This is a genomic window from Sphingobium sp. BS19 (genome assembly GCF_027925545.1).
GTDB lineage: Bacteria > Pseudomonadota > Alphaproteobacteria > Sphingomonadales > Sphingomonadaceae > Sphingobium.
The window spans coordinates 148864-168665 of record NZ_BSEF01000006.1 but is presented as its reverse complement, the minus strand read 5'-3'; the positions used below and the strand labels follow the sequence as shown (position 1 = coordinate 168665).

The 19802-nt window shown below is 62.4% G+C and carries 21 protein-coding genes; 15 read left to right on the top strand and 6 right to left on the bottom strand.

All coding sequences use genetic code 11. The annotated features are described in order from the left end of the window. Positions 1 to 237: 237 nt before the first annotated feature. The gene (gene groL / locus QMG56_RS08535) at positions 238 to 1890 is read right to left on the bottom strand and encodes a chaperonin GroEL (protein WP_230186883.1); all 1653 of its coding nucleotides are present in this window, start codon (positions 1888 to 1890) and stop codon (positions 238 to 240) included. Between the two features lie 124 nt (positions 1891 to 2014). Beyond that, entirely contained in the window at positions 2015 to 2302 is a 288-nt protein-coding gene (gene groES, locus QMG56_RS08530) for a co-chaperone GroES (protein ID WP_230186884.1), read from the bottom strand. A 319-nt stretch (positions 2303 to 2621) separates the two neighbouring features. Between groES and sppA the strand changes: the two genes are divergently transcribed. From sppA to QMG56_RS08490, 8 genes are all read left to right on the top strand, one after another. After that, positions 2622 to 4505, top strand: a complete 1884-nt coding sequence (gene sppA / locus QMG56_RS08525) for a signal peptide peptidase SppA (RefSeq protein ID WP_281822126.1) — start codon at positions 2622 to 2624, stop codon at positions 4503 to 4505. Positions 4506 to 4638: 133 nt separating this feature from the next. Next, entirely contained in the window at positions 4639 to 5373 is a 735-nt protein-coding gene (gene recO / locus QMG56_RS08520) for a DNA repair protein RecO (RefSeq protein ID WP_281822125.1), read from the top strand. A gap of 56 nt (positions 5374 to 5429) precedes the next feature. After that, the gene (leuB, locus tag QMG56_RS08515; protein WP_281822124.1) at positions 5430 to 6488 is read left to right on the top strand and encodes a 3-isopropylmalate dehydrogenase; all 1059 of its coding nucleotides are present in this window, start codon (positions 5430 to 5432) and stop codon (positions 6486 to 6488) included. A gap of 101 nt (positions 6489 to 6589) precedes the next feature. Further along, positions 6590 to 6997 carry a hypothetical protein gene (locus QMG56_RS08510; RefSeq protein ID WP_230186904.1) on the top strand — a complete coding sequence of 136 codons (408 nt, stop codon included), beginning with the start codon at positions 6590 to 6592 and terminating at the stop codon, positions 6995 to 6997. A 163-nt stretch (positions 6998 to 7160) separates the two neighbouring features. Next, positions 7161 to 8369, top strand: coding sequence for an O-succinylhomoserine sulfhydrylase (gene metZ / locus QMG56_RS08505; RefSeq protein ID WP_281822123.1), 1209 nt, complete (start codon positions 7161 to 7163; stop codon positions 8367 to 8369). A 31-nt stretch (positions 8370 to 8400) separates the two neighbouring features. Then, positions 8401 to 8799: a Co2+/Mg2+ efflux protein ApaG gene (gene apaG / locus QMG56_RS08500; RefSeq protein WP_281822122.1), complete on the top strand. Its 399-nt coding sequence runs from the start codon at positions 8401 to 8403 to the stop codon at positions 8797 to 8799. Then, positions 8796 to 9617, top strand: coding sequence for a LysR family transcriptional regulator (locus tag QMG56_RS08495; RefSeq protein WP_281822121.1), 822 nt, complete (start codon positions 8796 to 8798; stop codon positions 9615 to 9617). Before apaG ends, QMG56_RS08495 begins: the two co-directional genes overlap by 4 nt. Continuing rightward, complete coding sequence (locus QMG56_RS08490; RefSeq protein ID WP_281822120.1) at positions 9614 to 10147, top strand: GNAT family N-acetyltransferase; 534 nt, start codon at positions 9614 to 9616, stop codon at positions 10145 to 10147. The genes QMG56_RS08495 and QMG56_RS08490 overlap by 4 nt, the downstream gene beginning before the upstream one ends. 150 nt (positions 10148 to 10297) lie before the next feature. Here the strand turns inward: QMG56_RS08490 and QMG56_RS08485 are convergent, their stop codons facing one another. Continuing rightward, positions 10298 to 12088: an ABC-F family ATP-binding cassette domain-containing protein gene (locus QMG56_RS08485; protein WP_281822119.1), complete on the bottom strand. Its 1791-nt coding sequence runs from the start codon at positions 12086 to 12088 to the stop codon at positions 10298 to 10300. A gap of 46 nt (positions 12089 to 12134) precedes the next feature. Continuing rightward, a complete protein-coding gene (locus tag QMG56_RS08480) occupies positions 12135 to 12509 on the bottom strand; it encodes a MerC domain-containing protein (RefSeq protein WP_281822250.1) in 375 nt (124 codons plus the stop codon). Positions 12510 to 12673: 164 nt separating this feature from the next. Here QMG56_RS08480 and QMG56_RS08475 point away from each other — a divergent pair, with 164 nt between their 5' ends. The 5 genes from QMG56_RS08475 (at position 12674) to QMG56_RS08455 (ending at position 16768) form a co-directional block, all read left to right on the top strand. After that, entirely contained in the window at positions 12674 to 13399 is a 726-nt protein-coding gene (locus QMG56_RS08475) for an SIMPL domain-containing protein (protein ID WP_281822118.1), read from the top strand. A 93-nt stretch (positions 13400 to 13492) separates the two neighbouring features. After that, positions 13493 to 13807, top strand: a complete 315-nt coding sequence (locus tag QMG56_RS08470; protein WP_230186912.1) for a PepSY domain-containing protein — start codon at positions 13493 to 13495, stop codon at positions 13805 to 13807. A gap of 39 nt (positions 13808 to 13846) precedes the next feature. Then, positions 13847 to 14512 carry a response regulator transcription factor gene (locus QMG56_RS08465; RefSeq protein WP_230186913.1) on the top strand — a complete coding sequence of 222 codons (666 nt, stop codon included), beginning with the start codon at positions 13847 to 13849 and terminating at the stop codon, positions 14510 to 14512. A 197-nt stretch (positions 14513 to 14709) separates the two neighbouring features. Next, positions 14710 to 16017, top strand: coding sequence for a HAMP domain-containing sensor histidine kinase (locus QMG56_RS08460; RefSeq protein WP_309298551.1), 1308 nt, complete (start codon positions 14710 to 14712; stop codon positions 16015 to 16017). A gap of 166 nt (positions 16018 to 16183) precedes the next feature. After that, complete coding sequence (locus tag QMG56_RS08455) at positions 16184 to 16768, top strand: GNAT family N-acetyltransferase (RefSeq protein ID WP_281822116.1); 585 nt, start codon at positions 16184 to 16186, stop codon at positions 16766 to 16768. 195 nt (positions 16769 to 16963) lie between these two features. On the opposite strand, the gene QMG56_RS08450 is transcribed toward QMG56_RS08455, so the two are convergent. After that, positions 16964 to 17815 (bottom strand): DMT family transporter, encoded by an 852-nt coding sequence (locus tag QMG56_RS08450; protein ID WP_281822115.1) that lies wholly within the window; start codon positions 17813 to 17815, stop codon positions 16964 to 16966. Between the two features lie 50 nt (positions 17816 to 17865). Beyond that, complete coding sequence (locus QMG56_RS08445) at positions 17866 to 18144, bottom strand: chorismate mutase (RefSeq protein ID WP_230186917.1); 279 nt, start codon at positions 18142 to 18144, stop codon at positions 17866 to 17868. A gap of 133 nt (positions 18145 to 18277) precedes the next feature. On the opposite strand from QMG56_RS08445, the gene QMG56_RS08440 reads away from it, so the two are divergent. Continuing rightward, positions 18278 to 19303, top strand: coding sequence for a polyprenyl synthetase family protein (locus tag QMG56_RS08440; RefSeq protein WP_281822114.1), 1026 nt, complete (start codon positions 18278 to 18280; stop codon positions 19301 to 19303). 80 nt (positions 19304 to 19383) lie between these two features. Next, positions 19384 to 19779: a hypothetical protein gene (locus QMG56_RS08435; RefSeq protein WP_230186919.1), complete on the top strand. Its 396-nt coding sequence runs from the start codon at positions 19384 to 19386 to the stop codon at positions 19777 to 19779. Positions 19780 to 19802: the final 23 nt, after the last annotated feature.

The window sequence follows — 19802 nt, the reverse complement described above, 5'->3', positions numbered from 1 at the left end:
CCTGCTTTCGCAGGAGCACGCGGAGGGTAACTTCAAATCCGCGTCATCCTGAACTTGTTTCAGGATCCATCGGGCCCCAGGCGCCGCGCCAAGAGGATAAATGGATCCTGAAACGAGTTCAGGATGACGGATGACCGTAAGGCACGCCGCCTCACCCACTACACCCCCCCCCACCCACAAGAAAAGGGCCGGGAGATCGCTCTCCCGGCCCCAATTCGTAGTGCGTGAACGCAGGACTTAGAAGTCCATGCCGCCCATGCCACCCATGCCGCCCATGCCACCGGGCATGCCGCCACCGGCCTTGTCGTCGCTCGGGCTGTCGCTGATCGCCGCTTCGGTGGTGATCAGCAGGCCAGCAACCGATGCCGCATCCTGCAGAGCGGTACGAACGACCTTGGTCGGGTCGATCACGCCAGCAGCGACGAGGTTTTCATAGACGTCGGTCGAAGCGTTGTAGCCACGGGTTTCGTCATTTTCGCGCAGCAGGTTGCCTGCAACGACGGCGCCATCGACGCCTGCGTTCTGGGCGATCTGCTTGACAGGTGCAGTGATTGCCTTGCGGATGATGTCGATACCACGGGTCTGGTCGTCGTTCGCGCCCTTGAGGCCTTCGAGAGCCTTGGTTGCGTACAGCAGAGCCGTACCGCCGCCGGGAACGATGCCTTCTTCAACGGCAGCGCGGGTAGCGTGGAGAGCGTCGTCGACGCGATCCTTGCGTTCCTTCACTTCCACTTCGGTCGAACCGCCGACCTTGATGACGGCAACGCCGCCAGCAAGCTTGGCAAGACGTTCCTGCAGCTTTTCCTTGTCGTAGTCGCTGGTCGTGTTCTCGATCTGCGCACGGATGGCTTCCACGCGGCCCTTGATCGCATCGGCATCGCCGGCGCCATCAACGATGGTGGTGTTGTCCTTGTCGATCGTGACGCGCTTGGCGGTGCCGAGCATACCGATCGTGACGTTTTCGAGCTTGATGCCGAGGTCTTCGGAAATCATCTCACCCTTCGTCAGGATCGCGATGTCTTCCAGCATCGCCTTGCGACGATCGCCAAAGCCAGGAGCCTTGACTGCTGCAACCTTCAGGCCACCGCGCAGCTTGTTGACGACCAGAGTCGCCAGCGCTTCGCCTTCGATATCTTCGGCGATGATCAGGAGCGGACGGCCCGACTGAACGACTGCTTCCAGAATGGGAAGGATCGCCTGCAGGTTCGACAGCTTCTTTTCGTGGATCAGGATGTAAGGATCCTGAAGCTCGACGAGCATCTTTTCCGGGTTGGTGATGAAGTAAGGCGACAGGTAACCGCGGTCGAACTGCATGCCTTCCACGACGTCCAGTTCGAAGTCGAGGCCCTTGGCTTCTTCAACGGTGATGACGCCTTCCTTGCCGACGCGCTCCATGGCTTCGGCAATCTTTTCGCCGACGATGGTGTCGCCATTTGCCGAAATGATGCCAACCTGCGCGACTTCGGACGAACCCGAAACCGGCTTGGAACGTGCCTTGAGGTCTTCGACAACCTTGAGAACGGCCAGATCGATGCCGCGCTTCAGATCCATCGGGTTGATGCCGGCAGCAACCGACTTCATGCCTTCACGGACGATTGCCTGCGCCAATACGGTCGCAGTGGTCGTGCCGTCGCCAGCGATGTCGTTGGTCTTCGAAGCGACTTCGCGGACCATCTGCGCGCCCATGTTCTCGAACTTGTCTTTCAGTTCGATTTCCTTGGCGACGGTAACGCCGTCCTTGGTGATGCGGGGCGCACCGAAGCTCTTGTCGATGACGACGTTACGGCCTTTGGGGCCCAGCGTTACCTTGACCGCGTCGGCCAGGATATCGACACCACGCAGAATGCGCTCACGCGCGTCGCGGGAGAATTTTACGTCTTTTGCAGCCATGAGAAATTACCTCTGCTATTGTTCAACTGTCATCCCAGCGAAAGCTGGGATCTCAATTCTTTCTGCTTCGTACATCCCTCAAGAAGAGGAATCCCCGCTTTCGCTGGGATGACGAAGCAAGGCGTTAGCCAACGATCCCGAGGATGTCCGATTCCTTCATGATGATCAGGTCTTCGCCTTCGACCTTCACTTCGGTGCCCGACCATTTGCCGAACAGAATCTTGTCGCCAGCCTTGACGTCGAGCGGCGTAACCTTGCCATCTTCGGCCTTGGTGCCGGTGCCGACGGAGACGACTTCGCCTTCCTGCGGCTTTTCCTTGGCGGTGTCGGGGATGATGATGCCGCCAGCGGTTTTCGCTTCGGCTTCGATGCGACGGACCAGTACGCGGTCATGCAACGGACGGAATGCCATAAATTTGCCTTTCCCTTCGAGAAGGGAACGAACGACAGCGGCCTCGATGCGAACGGGACATGATTGTCATGCCCTTGGCTCCACAATCGATGGTCCGACTCTCTCCCGCTCCCAGTGAACTTCTGTTTGTTAGCACTCTCCGGTGAAGAGTGCCAGCGCCGCAGATATGGTTCTGCGCTATTCCTGGTCAAGACCTCATAAAAGAAAAATGTGACGGTTTGAGGGGGTAGGCGAGGCAGGTCGCATGATGCGCGGGCATTGAAGCGACCATCGCAAAGCATTAGTTGAGCAGCAGGTTCGGAACGGAAGGCAGCACCCTTTGGCATTTGTACGCAGCGCATGGCGCATATTGGTCGGCATCAAGGACGCGCTGGTGCTGTTGTTCCTGCTACTGTTCTTCGGCTTGCTCTACACCGCGCTGTCTTATTCCCCAGCGCCGGTCGCCAGCGTGTCAAGCGGTGCGCTCGTGCTCGATCTGGAAGGCGTGGTGGTTGAGCAGCCGCAGGACGTCAATCCGCTGGCGTCGCTGCCGGGCCGCGCGCCGCAGATGAAGGAATATCGCCTGCGCGATGTCGTCACGGCGCTGGACGCGGCAAAGACCGACGGCAACGTAAAGGCAGTAGTCCTGAACCTCGACGGGTTCCTTGGCGGCGGGCAAGTCGCTTTGTCGCGCATCGGCAAGGCGCTCGATGACGTGCGCGCCGTGAAAAAGCCGGTGCTGGCGTATGCCACGCTCTACAGCGCCGATGGCTATCAACTCGCCGCCCATGCCAGCGAAGTGTGGCTCAATCCCTTCGGTCAGGTCGTGCTGGCCGGACCGGGCGGATCGCGGCTCTATTATAAAGGGCTGATCGACAAGCTGGGCGTGACCACGCATGTCTATCGCGTGGGCACCTACAAGAGCTTCGTCGAACCCTATATCCGCGCCGATCAGTCGCCCGAAGCGAAGCAGGCGGATCAGGCGCTGGCCGGTGCGCTGTGGCAGAACTGGCTGGATGAAGTCGCCAGGGCACGGCCCAAGGCAAAGCTCACCGCTTATGTCGCCGATCCGCTGGCAGCGGCACAGGCCGTGCGAGGCGATCTGCCCAAGGCCGCCGTGAATGCCGGACTGATCGACAAATTGGGCGAGGAATCGGCTTTTGCCGCGCGCGTCGCGGCATTGGTCGGGCCAAGCACCGACAAGAAACCGGGCACCTTCGCGGCTATCGACTATGCGCGCTATGTGAAGGCGAACACGCCAGCCAATAACGGCCAGATCGGCGTGCTGACCATCGCGGGCGAAATCGTCGATGGCGAAGCCGGTCCCGGCACGGCGGCGGGCGATACGCTGTCCGATCTGCTGTATACGGCGCTCACCGAAAAGTCGCTCAAGGCACTGGTGATCCGCGTCGATTCGCCCGGCGGGTCGGTGCTGGCGTCGGAGAAAATTCGCGGCGCTATCATGGAGGCGAAGCGGCGCGGCCTGCCGGTCGTGGTGTCGATGGGCAATGTCGCGGCCAGCGGCGGCTATTGGGTCTCCACCCCCGCCGACCGCATCTTTGCCGAGCCGGGGACAATCACCGGCTCCATCGGCGTGTTCGGCATCCTGCCCAGTTTCGAAGGAACGCTGGCGAAGATCGGCGTGACCACCGACGGATCGAAGACCACCCCGCTATCGGGCGAACCCGATCTGGCTGGCGGCGTCAGCCCGCAATTCGATGCCATCGCGCAGGCCGGCGTGGAACAAGTCTACACCCGCTTCATCGGGCTGGTTGCCAAGGCGCGGGGGCGGACGCCTGCGCAGATCGACGGCATCGCGCAGGGCCGCGTCTGGGACGGCGGCACCGCGCGGCAGATCGGCCTGGTCGATCAGTTCGGCGGGCTGGAAGACGCCATCGCGGCCGCCGCGAAACTCGCCAAGCTCGACCCGGCCACCGCCAAACCCTATTACATTGAAAAAGCCCCCGACAAATTCGCGCAGTTCATCGAAAGCTGGCTGAGCGACGGCGCAGAAGAAGCCGCGATCCCGACCGACCTGCTGGGACGGCAGGCATGGATCCAGCGCCAATGGGCGATGCAGGCGGTGGTCGATGCGCAGGGGCTGGTAACCGGCGGCGCCATGAAAGCCGCCTGCCTGGAATGCCGCGGCTACGGCGCACCGCAGCCAGTGGGTTCAGGCGAGGAGAAATCGTTCTGGGCGATGCTGGTGGGGAAGCTTTGGTAGGGGCCTGAGTCCTTGTCGTCGCCCCAGCGAAGGCTGGGGCCTCCGGCGCGGGCGGGATGAAGCCGGAAATACCGCTCCGGCCATACCCACCCCATTACCCGCACCCCGCAACTGCGCTACACCCTCACCCACAATGCCGCACCTCACCACCCCCGCGATAATCTGCGCCGTGCGCCATCATGGCGAGCATGGCGCAATCGTGCGGGCGATGACGCCTAACGACGGCCTCGTCAGCGGCTATGTGCGGGGCGGGCGTTCGCGGCAGGTGCGGCCTATCCTGCAACCCGGCAACATCGTGCAGGCCGAGTTCCGTGCGCGGACGCAGGATCAGCTTGCCAGCCTGACGGTCGAGATGATCCACAGCCGCGCGCCGCTCCTCGCCGAGCCATTGCCTGCCGCCGCCATCGACTGGACGTGCGCGCTCACCGCCGCTGCGTTGCCGGAGGAGAATGGCTATCCCGTTCTCCATCAGGCGCTCGACGCGGTGCTGGCGGCGGTGGAGGCGGCACCGGCGGCACGCGGATGGGCGGTGGCGCTGGTGCGTTATGAATTGCTGATGCTCAATGAGCTGGGTTTCGGCCTCGATCTCGACCAGTGCGCCGTCACCGGATCGCGCGAGGATCTCCATTATGTCAGCCCCAAAAGCGCGGCTGCCGTCAGCACGGCGGCTGCCACCGGCTATGAAACGCGGCTGCTCCCGTTGCCGTCCTTCCTTGTGACGGGCGGGCAGGCGGGGTGGCCGGACATTATCGACGGCCTGCGCCTCACCGGCCACTTCCTCGAACGCTCGATCCTCACCGACCGCCGCCGCGATGTGCTGGCCGCGCGGGAGCGGCTGGTGGATCGGTTGAAAAGAGCGGTTGCGTAACGGAAGCCATCCCCATAAGCGTCGCCCACATTTTCCGTCTATTGGGGATACTGACTATGCTTATCGCGCTGTTGCCGGGGGACGGGATCGGGCCGGAAGTCATCGCGCAGGCGCGTCGCGTGCTGGACGCACTGGCCATCGACGGCCTTGTCTATGAAGAAGCCCTTGTCGGCGGCGTAGCCTATAAAGCGGTCGGCCATCCGCTCCCTGCCGAAACGCTCGACATCGCCCGCCGCGCGGACGCGATTCTGTTCGGCGCAGTTGGCGACCCGGATTGCGACGCGCTCGAACGCCACCTCCGTCCCGAACAGGCGATCCTGGGTCTCCGCAAGGAACTCACGCTCTTCGCCAATCTGCGCCCGGCCAAGATGTTCCCCGAACTGGCGGACGCTTCCACTCTCCGTCCCGAAGTCGCTGCTGCCATCGACCTGATGATCGTGCGCGAGTTGACCGGCGACGTCTATTTCGGCGAAAAGGGCATGCGCAAGACCGCCGACGGTCAGCGCGAAGGCTATGACGTCATGTGCTACAGCGAAAGCGAAGTCCGCCGCATCGCGCATGTCGCCTTCCGCACGGCCCAAGCGCGCGCCAAAAACGGAGGGGGGGGCAAACTCTGCTCGGTGGACAAGGCCAACGTCCTCGAAACCTCGCAACTGTGGCGCGACGTGGTGATCGAAACCGCTGCCGAATATCCTGACGTTACCCTGACTCACATGTATGTCGACAACGCCGCAATGCAGCTTGTCCGCAATCCCGGCCAGTTCGACGTCATCGTCACCGGCAATCTCTTCGGTGACATCCTGTCCGATCAGGCGAGCATGTGCGTGGGCTCCATCGGGATGCTGGCGTCCGCTTCGCTCGATAGCAATGGCAAGGGTCTGTACGAACCGATCCACGGGAGTGCGCCGGATATCGCGGGACAGAACAAGGCCAATCCGCTCGCCACGATTCTCTCCGCCGCGATGATGCTGCGCTATTCGTTGAACCTGCCTGCCCAGGCGGACCGGATCGAAGCGGCGGTGGCCAAGGCGTTGGCGGGTGGCGCGCGCGGTGCCGATCTGGGCGGCAGCATGTCGACGGTGCAGATCGGGGATGCAGTACTCGCCGCGCTGTAAATGTAACGCGCGGAACCGGAAATGTAACATCCGAGAACCGCTCGTTAACGGATGCATCGTAGGCGTGGTTTGCAAAAAAAGCACATCAGCGGGCGTACCAAATGCAACTAAATCAAGACCATGACGATTTACGGCGGTTAACCCGCGAATTTGCGCGCGCGATGAATGCTGCCAATCCCGATATGGCGGACATATCCCGCCGCCGTATCGCCTTTTCGCAGCTTTTTCGGCAGTATCTGATACGGAAGCAGGAACTTGTCGCCACCGTACGCCTAAAGACAACATCGGTGCAGGTCGAAAACACGTTGCGCGCCCATGCGGACGGGACACGCGATCTTTTCCTGCAATATAACGCGCATATCAAGGTGTGGACGCCCGACCGCATCGCGGGCGATTGGCCAGGCTATCGCACTGCCGTTCTTAGCCTGCAACGGCAACTGAACGAACGGCTGGAGTGGGAGGAAACGACGCTCCACCCGCTCGCTGTGGCTACGGTCGAAGCGGCCTGAAGCGCCCCGCGACGCTTCCTCTGCCATCATAGGGCCAATTGGCGCAGGCTGGTTCTATCCTTCATCGTGATCGCGCGATACATGCGCATCCAGCTTGCGGTTCTGCGTATGCGCGGTATTGGCACATGCAACGTCCAGCGACGGCGACAAGGGCATAGAGCGTATGAAGAGAAAGACCGGGCAAGACCCCAGCATCACCGCCAACTGGCGCCCCGCGACTCTCGCCGTGCGCGGTGGGACGGCGCGCTCCGAATATGGCGAAACGTCCGAAGCGCTCTTCCTGACGTCTGGCTATTGCTACGACCGGGCCGAAGACGCGGCTGCGCGTTTTGCAGGCGATCAGCAGGGCATGACCTACAGCCGCCTGCAGAACCCCACGGTCGAAATGCTCGAAAAGCGGATCGCGCTGCTGGAAGGCGCAGAGGCCTGCCGCGCCACTGCCACCGGCATGGCGGCGATGACTGCCGCGCTGCTGTGTCAGCTTTCGGCGGGCGATCATGTCGTCGCGGGCAAGGCGTTGTTCGGTTCGTGCCGCTGGCTCACCGATACGCTGCTCCCCAAATTCGGGATCGAGACGACCACCGTGGACGCCCGCGATCTTTCCGCATGGGAAGCGGCCATCCGCCCTAATACGAAGGTCTTCTTCTTCGAAACCCCCGCCAACCCGACGATGGACGTGGTCGATCTCGCGGCTGTCTGCGGTCTGGCAAAGGCGCATGATATCGTTTCGGTCGTCGACAACGCCTTCGCCACGCCTGCGCTGCAACGCCCGATGGATTTCGGCGCGGATGTCGTCGCCTATAGCGCGACCAAGATGATGGACGGGCAGGGCCGCGTCCTCGCCGGTGCGATCTGCGGCACTGAGGATTTCATCGTCAACACGCTGCTCCCCTTCCACCGCAACACCGGCCCGACGCTCAGCGCGTTCAACGCCTGGGTTGTACTCAAAGGCCTGGAAACGCTCGACCTGCGCATCCGCCGTCAGAGCGAGAACGCGATTCTGGTCGCCAACTTCCTCGAAAGCCGCGTCGCGCGCGTCGTCTATCCCGGCATCCCCAGCCACCCGCAGCACGACCTTGCCATGCGGCAGATGGCAATGGCCGGTCCGATCTTCTCGCTCTATGTCGGCGGCGGTCGGGCGGAGGCGCACGGCCTGCTCAACGGCCTCGGCCTTATCGACATCAGCAACAACATCGGCGATTCGCGCAGCCTGATGACGCATCCGGCCTCCACCACCCATTTTGGGATGGCGGAGGAAGCCCGGCTGGAAGTCGGCATTACCGAGGATATGCTGCGTATCAACGTCGGCCTCGAAGACCCCGAAGACCTGATCGCGGACCTCGATCAAGCGCTTTCGTCGATTGGCCGTTGACTGTCCGGGGCCGCTGGGTGATTTTGGCCGCGTGAAATCGCTTTTCCCCTTTGCCTTGACCACGCGGGATATCACCGTGCGCGTCTCGGTCAGCTTTCTGCCTGAACAGTCGGAGCCGGATCGGGGTCGCTGGTTCTGGGCCTATCACATTCGCCTGGAGAATGAGGGGACGGCCCCCGTCCAGTTGCTCACGCGCCGCTGGCTCATCACCGATGGGCGCGGCGCGCAGCATCATGTCGAGGGCGAGGGCGTCGTCGGCGAGCAGCCGGTGCTGCACCCGGGCAAGTCCTATGACTATGTCTCCGGCTGCCCGCTGCAGACGCCCACGGGCGCGATGAAGGGTAGCTATCACATGCTCGGCGCGGATGGTGAGATGTTCGACATCGCCATTCCCGAATTTCCCCTGATCGCGCCTGCCATCGCCGAATGAAACGCACGCATCTGCCTTTGAACGGCCTGCGCGTGCTGGACGCCGCGGCGCGGCACCTGAGCTTCACGCGCGCCGCCGATGAGCTGGCAGTGACGCCGGCTGCCGTGGGGCAACAGATCCGCGCGCTGGAGGATATGCTGGGCGTCGTCCTGTTCCGCCGCACGCCCAAGGGGCTGGAACTGACGCCGGAGACCGAAGCGGGTCTCGACGCGCTGCGGTCCGGCTTCCTGATGTTCGAGGAATCGGTCCGCGCGATGCAGGTCGGCCAGTCGAGCCAGTCGCTCACCATCGCCGCCCCGCGTGACATCACCGCGAAATGGCTGCAGCGTCAGCTCGCGCTCTATGCCGCCAATCAGCCCGATCTGCATTTCGCGCTGGTCGCTGCCGACGATACGCTCGACTTCACCGAAGCCAATCTCGACATCGCCTTGCGCCTCACCGACGGCCCCGGCGACCATGAAGGAGTGCGGGTCGGCGATGCGTCGTTCGTTACTGTCACTGCACCGCAAAATGGGCCGCAGAACGGGAACGATCATCTGATCGATTGGCCGGGTTGCCCGATGGAAACCGAAGGCGGGGATGCGCTGATGCGCGTCGCCGATGCCGGTCTTGCGATCGAAGCGGCAGCCAATGGTTTCGGCCGCGCCACCGTGCCGCTGCTGCTCGCCCAGCGCGATCTGGCCGATGGCCGCGTCCGCCAGATCGGCGAGCCTGTCGACTCCGCGCGCGGCTACTGGCTCGTCGCGCCGCTGCCCCAGTGGCGGCAGAAGAAGGTGAAGGCGCTGGTGGAAGCGCTCAAGGGCGGCAACCCGACATGATCGCGCCGGAGCTTGTCGCGACCGATCGCCTGACGCTCCGCCCTTTGTTGGCCAGCGATGCGGAAGCATTGTTTCCGGCTTTCTCCGATCCCGAATTGATGACCTGGTGGTCCAGCGGTCCCCATGCCAGCGTCGAGGAAACCCGCGCCTATATCGCCCCCGATGGCGGTTATGCAGAAGACTGGTTCGCCTGGGCAATCACGCTGCGCGGCGGCGAAGCGCTGGGCCGCGTCGGTGCGGGGATGCGTCGCGCCAACGTATGGGAAATCGGCTATCTCCTGCGCCGCGACCTGTGGGGCAGGGGCTATGCCCGCGAAGCCGTGTCCGGCATCGTCGATCATCTGTTCGCGGAAAAAGATGCCCGCCGGATATTTGCCGATGTCGATCCCGACAATGTCCTCTCCATAGGCTTGCTCCGCCGCCTTGGCTTCCGCGAAGAAGGCCTCCTGCGCGGCGAATGGGAAACGCATCTGGGTGTGCGGGACAGCCTGATCTTCGGATTGCTGAAGGACGAGTGGAACGCGCGCTAATTTCCCTCTCCCCTTCAGGGGTCGATAAGAGGCACGTGACTCTTATCGAGGTGGCAAGCGAAGCGAAGCCGGGAGAGGGGGAATCACTGGAACGTCCCAGTCACTCCCCCTCTCCCCGACCCTCTCCCCTAAAGGGGAGAGGGAGCTTTATCACCCCAACCCCTCGGCCTTCTCTGCCAGTTCCAGCCACCGTTCTTCCGCCGCATCCTTCTCCGCCCGCGCCAGATCGATAGCCTTCGTCAAAGCCGCGAACTTCTCCGGATGCTTCACATACAGTTCCGGGTCCGCGAGCAACGCTTCGTCCCGCGCAATCGCCGCTTCGATTTCCTCGATCCGTCGCGGCAGCAATTCATAATCCCGCTGATCCTTGTACGTCAGCTTCACGGCCTTCACGGGCGGAGGCGGCGCATCGGGCGTGCGTGATGCTTCGGCTTTCTTGAAAGCCTTGGGCGCCATCCGCGCCTTGCGCTGCTTCACCCAGTCCTGATAGCCGCCCACGACGATATCGATCTCGCCTGTCCCGTCGAGACCCAGCGTCAGCGTCACGGTCTTGTCGAGGAAATCGCGATCATGGCTGACGATCAGGACGGTGCCGTCATAATCGGCGATCACTTCCTGCAACAGGTCCATGGTTTCCAGATCGAGGTCGTTGGTCGGCTCGTCGAGCACCAGCAGATTCGATTCGCGCGCAAATTCCCGCGCCAGCAACAGCCGCGACCGCTCGCCCCCTGAGAGCGTCCCCACCTTGGCCTCCGCCAGCGACGGATCGAACAGAAACTCCTTCAGATAGCCATGCACATGCTTGCGCACGCCGCGCACGTCGATCCAGTCGCCACCCTCGGCCAGCACTTCGCGCACCCGCTTTTCCGGGGCCATCAAACTGCGCTGCTGATCGATGAAGATCATGTCGAGCGTCTTCGACAGGGTCACTGTGCCGCTATCCGGCTCCATTTCGCCGGTCAGCAGCTTGAGCAGCGTCGTCTTGCCCGCGCCATTGCCGCCCACGATGCCGATCCGGTCGCCGCGCTGGATGCGGATCGAAAAATCCTTGATGATGGTCCGCTCGCCGAAGTTCTTGGTCGCGTGCGCTGTCGTGATGACGCTCTTGGTCTTGCTCCCGTCGCTGGCCATCGCCAGCTTCGCTATCCCCTGCGGCCCCACCATCGCCGCGCGCTGTTCGCGCATCTCGTACAGCTTGGACAGTCGCCCCTGATTGCGCTTGCGCCGCGCCGTCACGCCGCGTTCCAGCCAGTGCGCTTCGATCTTCAGCTTCGCGTCCAGCTTTTCCGCCGCGCGGGTTTCCTCGGCGTAGATTTGCTCCATCCACGCATCGAACCCGCCAAAGCCGATCTCGGCCCGGCGGATATTGCCGCGATCCAGCCACAGCGTCTGCTTGGTCAGCTTCGTTAAAAACGCCCGGTCATGGCTGATGACCACGAACGCGCCATTATAGCGATTGAGCCAGCTTTCCAGCCAGTCGATGGCCGAAATGTCCAGATGGTTGGTCGGCTCGTCCAGCAACAGCAGGTCCGGCTCGCTCGCCAATGCGCGACAAATCGCCGCCCGCCGCCGCTCACCGCCGCTTGCGGTCTTCGCCTCGCGCGACAGGTCCACGCCCAGTTGATCGGCAATCGCTTCGACTTCATGCGGTTCGGGTGAACGGTCCCCCGACAAGGCGAAATCATGCAACGTCGCAAAGGCGCTGACGTCCGGATCTTGCTCCAGCATCACGATATGCTTGCCCGGCGCGATGGAGCGTATGCCCTGATCCGCTTCGATGCTGCCGGCCAGCAATTTGAGCAGCGTCGTCTTGCCCGCGCCATTGCGCCCGATCAGCGCCAGCCGGTCGCGCTGGCCGACCTGAATGTCCAGTCCCTTGAACAGCCAGTCGCTGCCCTGATTGATGCCGAGATTTTCGAAGCTGAGAATAGGTGCCGCCATGCCGGTGCAGCTAGGCGTTGGACAGCCGCGAGGCAAGGGGCGAGCGTCAGTGCATGCGACGCCAGTTGCGCAGATGCGCTGTCGCCAGCAACAGGCTGCCCGTGACGGTCACCGGTACGTCGAAGGCGCCACCCAGAAGCGCGCCGATCAGCAGGAACAGCAGCCCCGCGGCCCCGATCAACGGTATCGCGGCGACACGATGGTGGAGATAGCCCTTGAATATTGCCGTTCCGCTGATGGGGATTGCGATCGCGATCATCACGAAATGCACCACCTCATGCTCGGGTATGATGCTGCTCATCACCGGCAATATCGCAATTATTATCGGTAACAGCAGGCAATGGATCAGGCACAGCCCGGAAAGGGCAAACCCCAGTCGATCGAGACGCGACACGGGGGCTGGGGCAGAGGAATCGCGCATTGCACAGGCTTTCATGGAGGAGGGCTCCATCTATGTAACAGTATATCATTGTTCAAGGGCTGATGCCGCTCATCCCCCGTTCAGCACGCTTCGTCATATGTGGTTTCGGAACCGCTACGATCCCCCTGCGTTAGCGGTCAGACTTTATTTCGGAGAGACCCCCCATGAAAATCGCCGCCCTGATGCTTCCCGCATTGCTCCTCTCCACATCCGCTTTCGCCCAGACTCAGGTGAACATCACCGAAACCGCGCCAGTCGTGACGCTGAACGTCTCCGAAGCGGTCGAGGCTTCGCCTGACATCGCCACGGTCGGCACCGGCGTAGAAACCCGCGCGCCTACGGCAAAGCAGGCCATGGCCGACAACGCCGCGCAGATGACGAATCTGATCGCCGCGCTTTCCAAAGCGGGAATCGCCAAAAAGGATATCCAGACCAGCGGCCTCCGCTTGAGCGCCCAATATGATTACAGCGCGCGCAATCCCGACGGGTCGCAGGCACCGGCAAAATTCGTCGGCTACGAAGCCGCCAATCAGTTGAGCGTCACCCTGCGCGACGTGGCGAAGGTCGGCGATCTGCTCGACCGGATGGTCGCGGCGGGCGCGAACAGCATCAGCGGCCCGACATTTTCGATTGCCGATCCTAAGCCCTTGCTGGTGCAGGCGCGCGGCGCGGCGCTGAAATCTGCCAAGTCTCAGGCTGATTTTTACGCGCAACAGGCCGGTTTCCGCACCGCGCGCCTTGTCTCGATCAGCGAAAGCAACAGCGGCGGCGGTCAGCCCATGCCGATGATGGACCGCATGATGGTCGCGAAATCGGCGCCTACACCGATCGAGCCAGGTCAGGTTTCCGCTTCCGTAAGCCTGACGGTCCAGTACGCGCTGGAGCGGTAAGCGAATAGGCGCGATATGGGCGACCTTAGAGAAGTTCCACATATCGCGCCTTATTCACCACCTGTTCAATGCGTGGCTGCTATGCCATGACCCATGTCCATGCTTGCCAAGTCGTTCCTGTCCCTCGCGCTCGCCGCCACCTTCGTCACCTTTTCCGTGCCGACCGTTGACGCCATGGGGCGTCGAGACGAACAGGACGCGGCCCGCCGCGCGATGCTGGACGGGCATGTCATGCCCTTCTCGATTATCAAGCGCCGGGTCGAAGCCGAAATGGGCGATGCGACCTATCTGGGGTCGGAATTCAATCCGGGTTCGAACATCTATCGTCTGAAATATGTGAAGGACGGCAAGGTCGTCTGGGTGGACGTCGATGGCAGGACCGGCGATATACGCGGCTGGGCACGATAATTTTACCGGCACCTGCCGCAAGACAAGAAAAGGGGCTTTATGCGTCTGTTGATCGTTGAGGATGAGCCCAGCCTGGGCCAGCAACTCAAGAATACGCTGGAAGGCGCAGGCTATGCCGTCGACCTTGCCACCGATGGTGAGGACGGCCATTTCCTCGGTTCGACCGAAGCCTATGACGCCATCGTCCTCGACTTGGGCTTGCCAGAGATCGACGGACTGACGGTGCTCGACCGCTGGCGCAAGGATGGCAAGACTTTCCCGGTGCTGGTGCTGACGGCGCGCGATAGCTGGTCGGACAAGGTGGCCGGGCTCGATGCCGGTGCCGACGATTATCTCGCCAAGCCGTTCCAGAGCGAAGAACTGATTGCCCGCCTGCGCGCGCTCATCCGCCGCGCATCGGGTAATGCCTCCAGCGAACTGATCGCCGGCGACGTCCGCCTCGACACCCGCTCGGGTAAGGTCACGCTGAACGGAGAGCCGGTGAAGCTCACTGCGCAGGAATATAAGCTGCTGTCCTACCTCATCCACCACAAGGGGAAGGTCGTCAGCCGCACCGAACTGATCGAGCATATCTACGATCAGGATTTCGACCGCGACTCCAATACTATCGAAGTGTTCGTCACCCGTATCCGCAAGAAACTGGGCGCCGACGTCATCACCACGATCCGCGGTCTGGGCTACAGTCTGGACGAGCCGGTTGCGTGAGGACATCCCCGCTACATCGCGTGCGGTGATTTATCCTGTTTTCGTCATTGCCCCGCAGGCGGGAATCCCTCTCCCACCCTCCGTCCTTGACGCACGGTCCGGAGCTGGATTCCCGCCTTCGCGGGAATGACTGAAATTCGCGTGTACGTTTCGTGAAGCTTCTCGGGACCCGATCCACCGGCTCGCTCAGCCGCCGAATCATCGGCATTGCGTCCTTGTGGATCGTGGTGCTGCTCTTGGGCGGGGGCGTCGCGCTGGACCGGGTGCTGGCGGACGCCGTCACGCGCAATTTCGACGACGGCATGAATTATGTGCTGACCGCAATGATCGCCTCGGCGGAAATCGGTCCCGATGGCGAAGTGCTGTTCAACCGGCCGCTCGCCGATCAGCGGTTTCTCGAACCCAATAGCGGCCTTTATTACCAGATCAGCGCGCCGGACCGCGAAGACTGGCGGTCGCGCTCGCTGTGGGATCGCGCGCTCGCGGTCGATCTGACGCATGGGGATCGCGACTTCCACGTGTACAACAGCAAGCAGTTTCCCGGCGAGGATCTGCGCGTCATGGAACGGGGCGTGGTCCTGCCCGGCTCCAATGTCCGCTGGATGTTCATGGTGGCGCAGGCGCGATCCGGCCTCGATGCGCAAATAAAGACGCTGCGCTCCACCCTGATAAAGAGCTTCGCGCTGCTGGGCATGGGCCTGATCATCATGGTCGCGCTTCAAACGTTCTACGGCCTGTTGCCGCTGCGCCGGGTGCGGCTGGAAATCATCGCCATGCGCGCAGGAGAAAAAAGCCGCGTTACCGCCGCCATGCCCGCCGAAGTCCGCCCTATGGTCGAGGAACTCAATGCGCTGCTGGCTCATAACGAGCGTCAGGCGGAGGAAGCGCGCACCCATGCAGGCAACCTGGCCCATGCGCTCAAGACGCCGCTCACCGTCATCATGAACGCCGCCACCGCCAAAGCGCCCGATCTTGGCGACACCGTGATCCGCGAAGCCACCACAATGCGGCGGCAAGTCGATCACCACCTCGCCCGCGCCCGCGCCGTAGGCCGTCGCGGCTCCGCGCAAAGCCGCGCCGAAGTCTGGGCCAGCCTGCAAGCCGTCGAACGCGCCGTCGCGCGCCTCTACCCCTATGTCCGCATCGACATGGACGGCGACAAGACAGCGGCGGTCCGCGTCGAGCGGCAGGATCTCGACGAACTGCTCGGCAACCTCATAGAGAACGCCGCCAAATATGGTGGCGGCAGCGTCTTCGCGACAGTCGAGCGCAAGGTCGATACCGTCGACATATTGGTGGAAGACGACGGCCGCGGCATCGCCGAAGCCGACCGCGAACGCATCTTCGACCGCGGCGTGCGGCTCGATTCCGGCAAACCCGGCACCGGCCTCGGCCTCGCCATCGTCCGCGACGTGGCGGAAATCTACGGCGGCACGGTCACGCTGGAGGAAAGCGAGGATCTGGGTGGGCTTCTGGTGCGACTAAGGCTGCCCGCAGCGGTCTAGCGGGATGGCCAACGCATGCGATTCGAAGGGCATGAATGTCAGTTGGCTTTCGACGGATCGACTTTTGCGCGTGAACGATGGCGCTATCGGCGGCTTCGGCATTAGCCCTCTTGGAGCTTCCATCCTGCGGCACTAGAGGCAGGCGGACAATCGACAGGAGTCCTGCATGATCACGATCGAGACCGATCGGCTTATTCTAAGAGGCTTCCGCGAAGGCGATGCGGAGGATCTCTTCGCCTTCCTCCATCATCCCGGTGCGAGTTGCTTCCTGTCGATGAAGCTTGAGACCCTTGCGGCGGCCCGTGCCGAGGCCATTAAGCGTGCAGTTTCCGATGACGTTTTTGCAATCGAGCATCGCCAGAGCGGTCGCGTTATCGGGGAGGTATTCGGTCACCTTGAGCCGCCAGATACATTCTCCATCGCGTGGCAGATGAACACGGATTTCGCGCGCCAGGGCTTCGCCTTGGAGGCAGCCCGAGCGGTGATCGATGACCTGTTCGAGAGGCACGGTATCCGTCGCATTTATGCGTATGTCGAGACTGACAACCTTGCCTCGCAACGCCTCTGCGTGCGTCTCGGCATGAGCCAGGAAGGCATGTTTCGAGAGTTCATTTCATTTGAAGCGGATGAGGCAGGGGCACCGATCTATGTCGACACACTTCAGTTCGCGATTCTGAAGAGAGAATGGCGGGGCGGGGACAAGAAGCGGCCCGAGGATACAGCCCAGCCTGTTCAGACGGGCGGCGCGTAACGCCATCTGGCTGGAAGGCGGGGGAGGCAATTTCCCGACCGTTCGCCTGTCGCGTCCGGTGGCCTTGCATTTCCCCTGTCCTACAGCCCGGTCGTTCCGCTAACGCACGCATCCCCTATCCTCACGCTTCGACTTCCCATGGTATTTACCTGCCCCGTACACGTCCATTGCGCCGGATAACCGCGTGGCTGCGGATTAGCGCCCCCGCGTAAACCACACGATCCCGGCAAGGATCATCGCCATCCCGATAAAATGATACAGCGCCAGTTTCTCGCCCAGCAGCAGCACCGCAAGAAACGCGCCGACCAGCGGCATGGCATTGATGAACTGCCCGGAAACCGCGCTCCCCACCAGCGCCACGCCGCGCGTGTAGCAGATGTAGCCGATCACCGAGGGGACCAGCGCCACATAGGCTATCGCCCCCACTGCGCCGGGGCTCCAGACGATCCGTGCGCCTTCGGCAATCTCCCACGCGGCGAGCGGCGCGACGCACGCCGCTGCAATCAGGAACGTCACCGTCAGGAAGGCGAGGGGATGCACATCCGGGCGGCGCGGCAGCAATACTGTATAGCTCGCCCAGGCAATCGACGCGATCAGGACAAGGATGTCGCCCAGGTTGAGCTTCATGTGCAGTAACGTCTGCAGGCTGCCCCGCGCAACGACCACACCGACACCGGCCATCGACAATAGGGTGCCGAACAGGCGCTGCGTTGTCGTGCGTTCGCCGTTGAGCATCCATCCTATGATCAGGATCAGCGGCGGTGTCGAAGCCTGAATCAGCAGGGCGTTGCTGGCGGTCGTGTAGTGCACGCCCAGATAGAGGAAGGTATTAAAGGCCGCGACACCCAGCAGGCCCAGCAGCAGCACCATGCGCCAATGCGCTTTCAGCACGGGCCAATCCCTGCGGATATGGTGCATCGCAAAGGGCATCACCACCAGGCTCGCGCCCACCCATCGACACGCGGTCAGCGTCATGGGCGGAATGCTGTCGCGGACGGCGCGTCCCACGATGCTGTTTCCTGCCCATGTCAGGATCGTGATGCTCAACAACAGATAAGGTTGCTGCCACAGACGGGCAGCCAGGGCGCGCAAGGCGATCACTGGTCCCGCGCGCGCTCGTGATGGCGGATGACTTCGTCGATGATGAAGCGCAGAAACTTCTCGGTGAAATCGGGGTCGAGGTTGGCGTCGATGGCAAGCTGGCGCAGCCGCGCCACCTGACGCTCCTCGCGGCCCGGATCTGCGGGGGGCAGGCTGTTGCGCGCCTTGTGCTCGCCCACGGCCTGCGTCACTTTGAACCGCTCGGCCAGCATGAACACCAGCGCCGCGTCGATATTGTCGATGCTTTGCCGATAGCGTTGCAGCGTCTCGTCCATGCTTATCTCCCAAGTTCAGGCGCGCTTTTTGCCGGATCGCTCTGCCAAGGCAAGCCCCGCCAGCGCGAAAGGAAGGCAATCGGACCATTTAGCTGTTGCGTAATGCATTGCGGATCGCCACTTACGCCCTGTCATGACCGCAACGACCCCCGGAAATGTAGTGCGCTTGGGCCGCGAGAGCGCCCCGTCGCTGGACCCCATCATGGCGCTGGTCGCCAATGGCATGAATAGCGTCAACAGCGTTATTCTGGACCGTATGCAATCGCGCATTCCGCTGATTCCCGAATTGGCCGGCCATCTGATCGCGGGCGGCGGCAAGCGGATGCGGCCGATGCTGACTTTGGCCTGCGCCGAATTGTTGCAATATCCCGGCACGCGCCATCACAAGCTGGCCGCTGCGGTGGAGTTCATCCACACGGCGACATTGCTGCATGACGACGTTGTGGACGGATCGGGTTTGCGCCGGGGCCGTCGCACCGCGAACATTATCTGGGGCAACAGCGCCAGCGTGCTTGTCGGCGACTTCCTGTTCAGCCGTTCCTTCGAACTGATGGTCGAGGATGGCTCGCTCAAGGTTCTGAAGATTCTGTCTAACGCCTCCGCCGTCATCGCGGAAGGCGAAGTCAGCCAGTTGACCGCGCAGCGCAGGATCGAAACCGACGAGAATCACTATCTCGATATCATCGGCGCAAAGACGGCGGCGCTGTTCGCCGCTGCCTGCCGCATTTCCGCGGTCGTGGCGGAACGTGACGAAGCGCAGGAAATGGCGCTCGACGCCTATGGTCGTAATCTGGGCATTGCGTTCCAGTTGGTCGACGACGCGATCGATTACGAATCGGACGGCGCGACCATGGGCAAGGACGCAGGCGACGACTTCCGCGACGGCAAGGTGACACTGCCCGTCATCCTGGCCTACGCACGAGGCGATGCCGAAGCCCGCGCCTTCTGGAAAGCTGCCATCGCAGGCCACCGCATATCCGACGAAGATCTCGCCCATGCGACGAATCTGCTCCGCGAAACTGGCGCAATTGCCGACACCATGGCCCGCGCCCGCCACTACGGCCAACGCGCCATCGACGCCCTCGGCCCCTTCGCCAACGGTCAGGCGAAAGCCGCCCTCACCGAAGCCGTCGAATTCGCGATTGCGCGGGCATATTAAGCAGGCGATGTAAGTTACTTGGGTTTAACATATAATTAGATTTGGCGACCTAGCTTGGCCATAATATGCTGGGAGCTATCATGTCAGACATTCCGAAGTTGATTGGCGCGCCCATCGCACTCGGTATCGCGATTTTCAATTGGCCAACTTCTCATTTCAAACCAACTGAGTCAGCCGCTGCGCGCATGGCGAAAATCTATACAGGTGTGCTCCCCAAGACGCTGGAAGGCGGTGTGACAGTTCAGGCGCCAAGGTCCGAAGGCGACATCCTGGTCTTCGAAGTGGCGTTGCCTTACGCGCCCTCATCTTCTCTAAATGAAGCAGAAATGGACCGCCTGATGCTCAACAGCGTCTGCGTCGCTGGCCGCGGATTGACGTCTTTCTTCAAAGATGGCGGAAAGCTGCGCATGGATATTCGTTATGCCGGAATGCAGCCTTACGCGGGGTCGGTGATGACAAGCTGCCCAGTGTCATAGGCGGTTCTTCCTTGTTTGCATGA

Bases quoted from the DNA above. Each gene is read 5' to 3' on its own strand.
- groL (WP_230186883.1), bottom strand. From the start codon at position 1,890: ATGGCTGCAAAAGACGTAAAATTCTCCCGCGACGCGCGTGAGCGCATT.
- groES (WP_230186884.1), bottom strand. From the start codon at position 2,302: ATGGCATTCCGTCCGTTGCATGACCGCGTACTGGTCCGTCGCATCGAA.
- recO (WP_281822125.1), top strand. From the start codon at position 4,639: ATGCCGCACCTCACCACCCCCGCGATAATCTGCGCCGTGCGCCATCAT.
- leuB (WP_281822124.1), top strand. From the start codon at position 5,430: ATGCTTATCGCGCTGTTGCCGGGGGACGGGATCGGGCCGGAAGTCATC.
- QMG56_RS08510 (WP_230186904.1), top strand. From the start codon at position 6,590: ATGCAACTAAATCAAGACCATGACGATTTACGGCGGTTAACCCGCGAA.
- metZ (WP_281822123.1), top strand. From the start codon at position 7,161: ATGAAGAGAAAGACCGGGCAAGACCCCAGCATCACCGCCAACTGGCGC.
- QMG56_RS08495 (WP_281822121.1), top strand. From the start codon at position 8,796: ATGAAACGCACGCATCTGCCTTTGAACGGCCTGCGCGTGCTGGACGCC.
- QMG56_RS08490 (WP_281822120.1), top strand. From the start codon at position 9,614: ATGATCGCGCCGGAGCTTGTCGCGACCGATCGCCTGACGCTCCGCCCT.
- QMG56_RS08485 (WP_281822119.1), bottom strand. From the start codon at position 12,088: ATGGCGGCACCTATTCTCAGCTTCGAAAATCTCGGCATCAATCAGGGC.
- QMG56_RS08480 (WP_281822250.1), bottom strand. From the start codon at position 12,509: ATGCGCGATTCCTCTGCCCCAGCCCCCGTGTCGCGTCTCGATCGACTG.
- QMG56_RS08475 (WP_281822118.1), top strand. From the start codon at position 12,674: ATGAAAATCGCCGCCCTGATGCTTCCCGCATTGCTCCTCTCCACATCC.
- QMG56_RS08470 (WP_230186912.1), top strand. From the start codon at position 13,493: ATGTCCATGCTTGCCAAGTCGTTCCTGTCCCTCGCGCTCGCCGCCACC.
- QMG56_RS08465 (WP_230186913.1), top strand. From the start codon at position 13,847: ATGCGTCTGTTGATCGTTGAGGATGAGCCCAGCCTGGGCCAGCAACTC.
- QMG56_RS08455 (WP_281822116.1), top strand. From the start codon at position 16,184: ATGATCACGATCGAGACCGATCGGCTTATTCTAAGAGGCTTCCGCGAA.
- QMG56_RS08445 (WP_230186917.1), bottom strand. From the start codon at position 18,144: ATGGACGAGACGCTGCAACGCTATCGGCAAAGCATCGACAATATCGAC.
- QMG56_RS08440 (WP_281822114.1), top strand. From the start codon at position 18,278: ATGACCGCAACGACCCCCGGAAATGTAGTGCGCTTGGGCCGCGAGAGC.
- QMG56_RS08435 (WP_230186919.1), top strand. From the start codon at position 19,384: ATGTCAGACATTCCGAAGTTGATTGGCGCGCCCATCGCACTCGGTATC.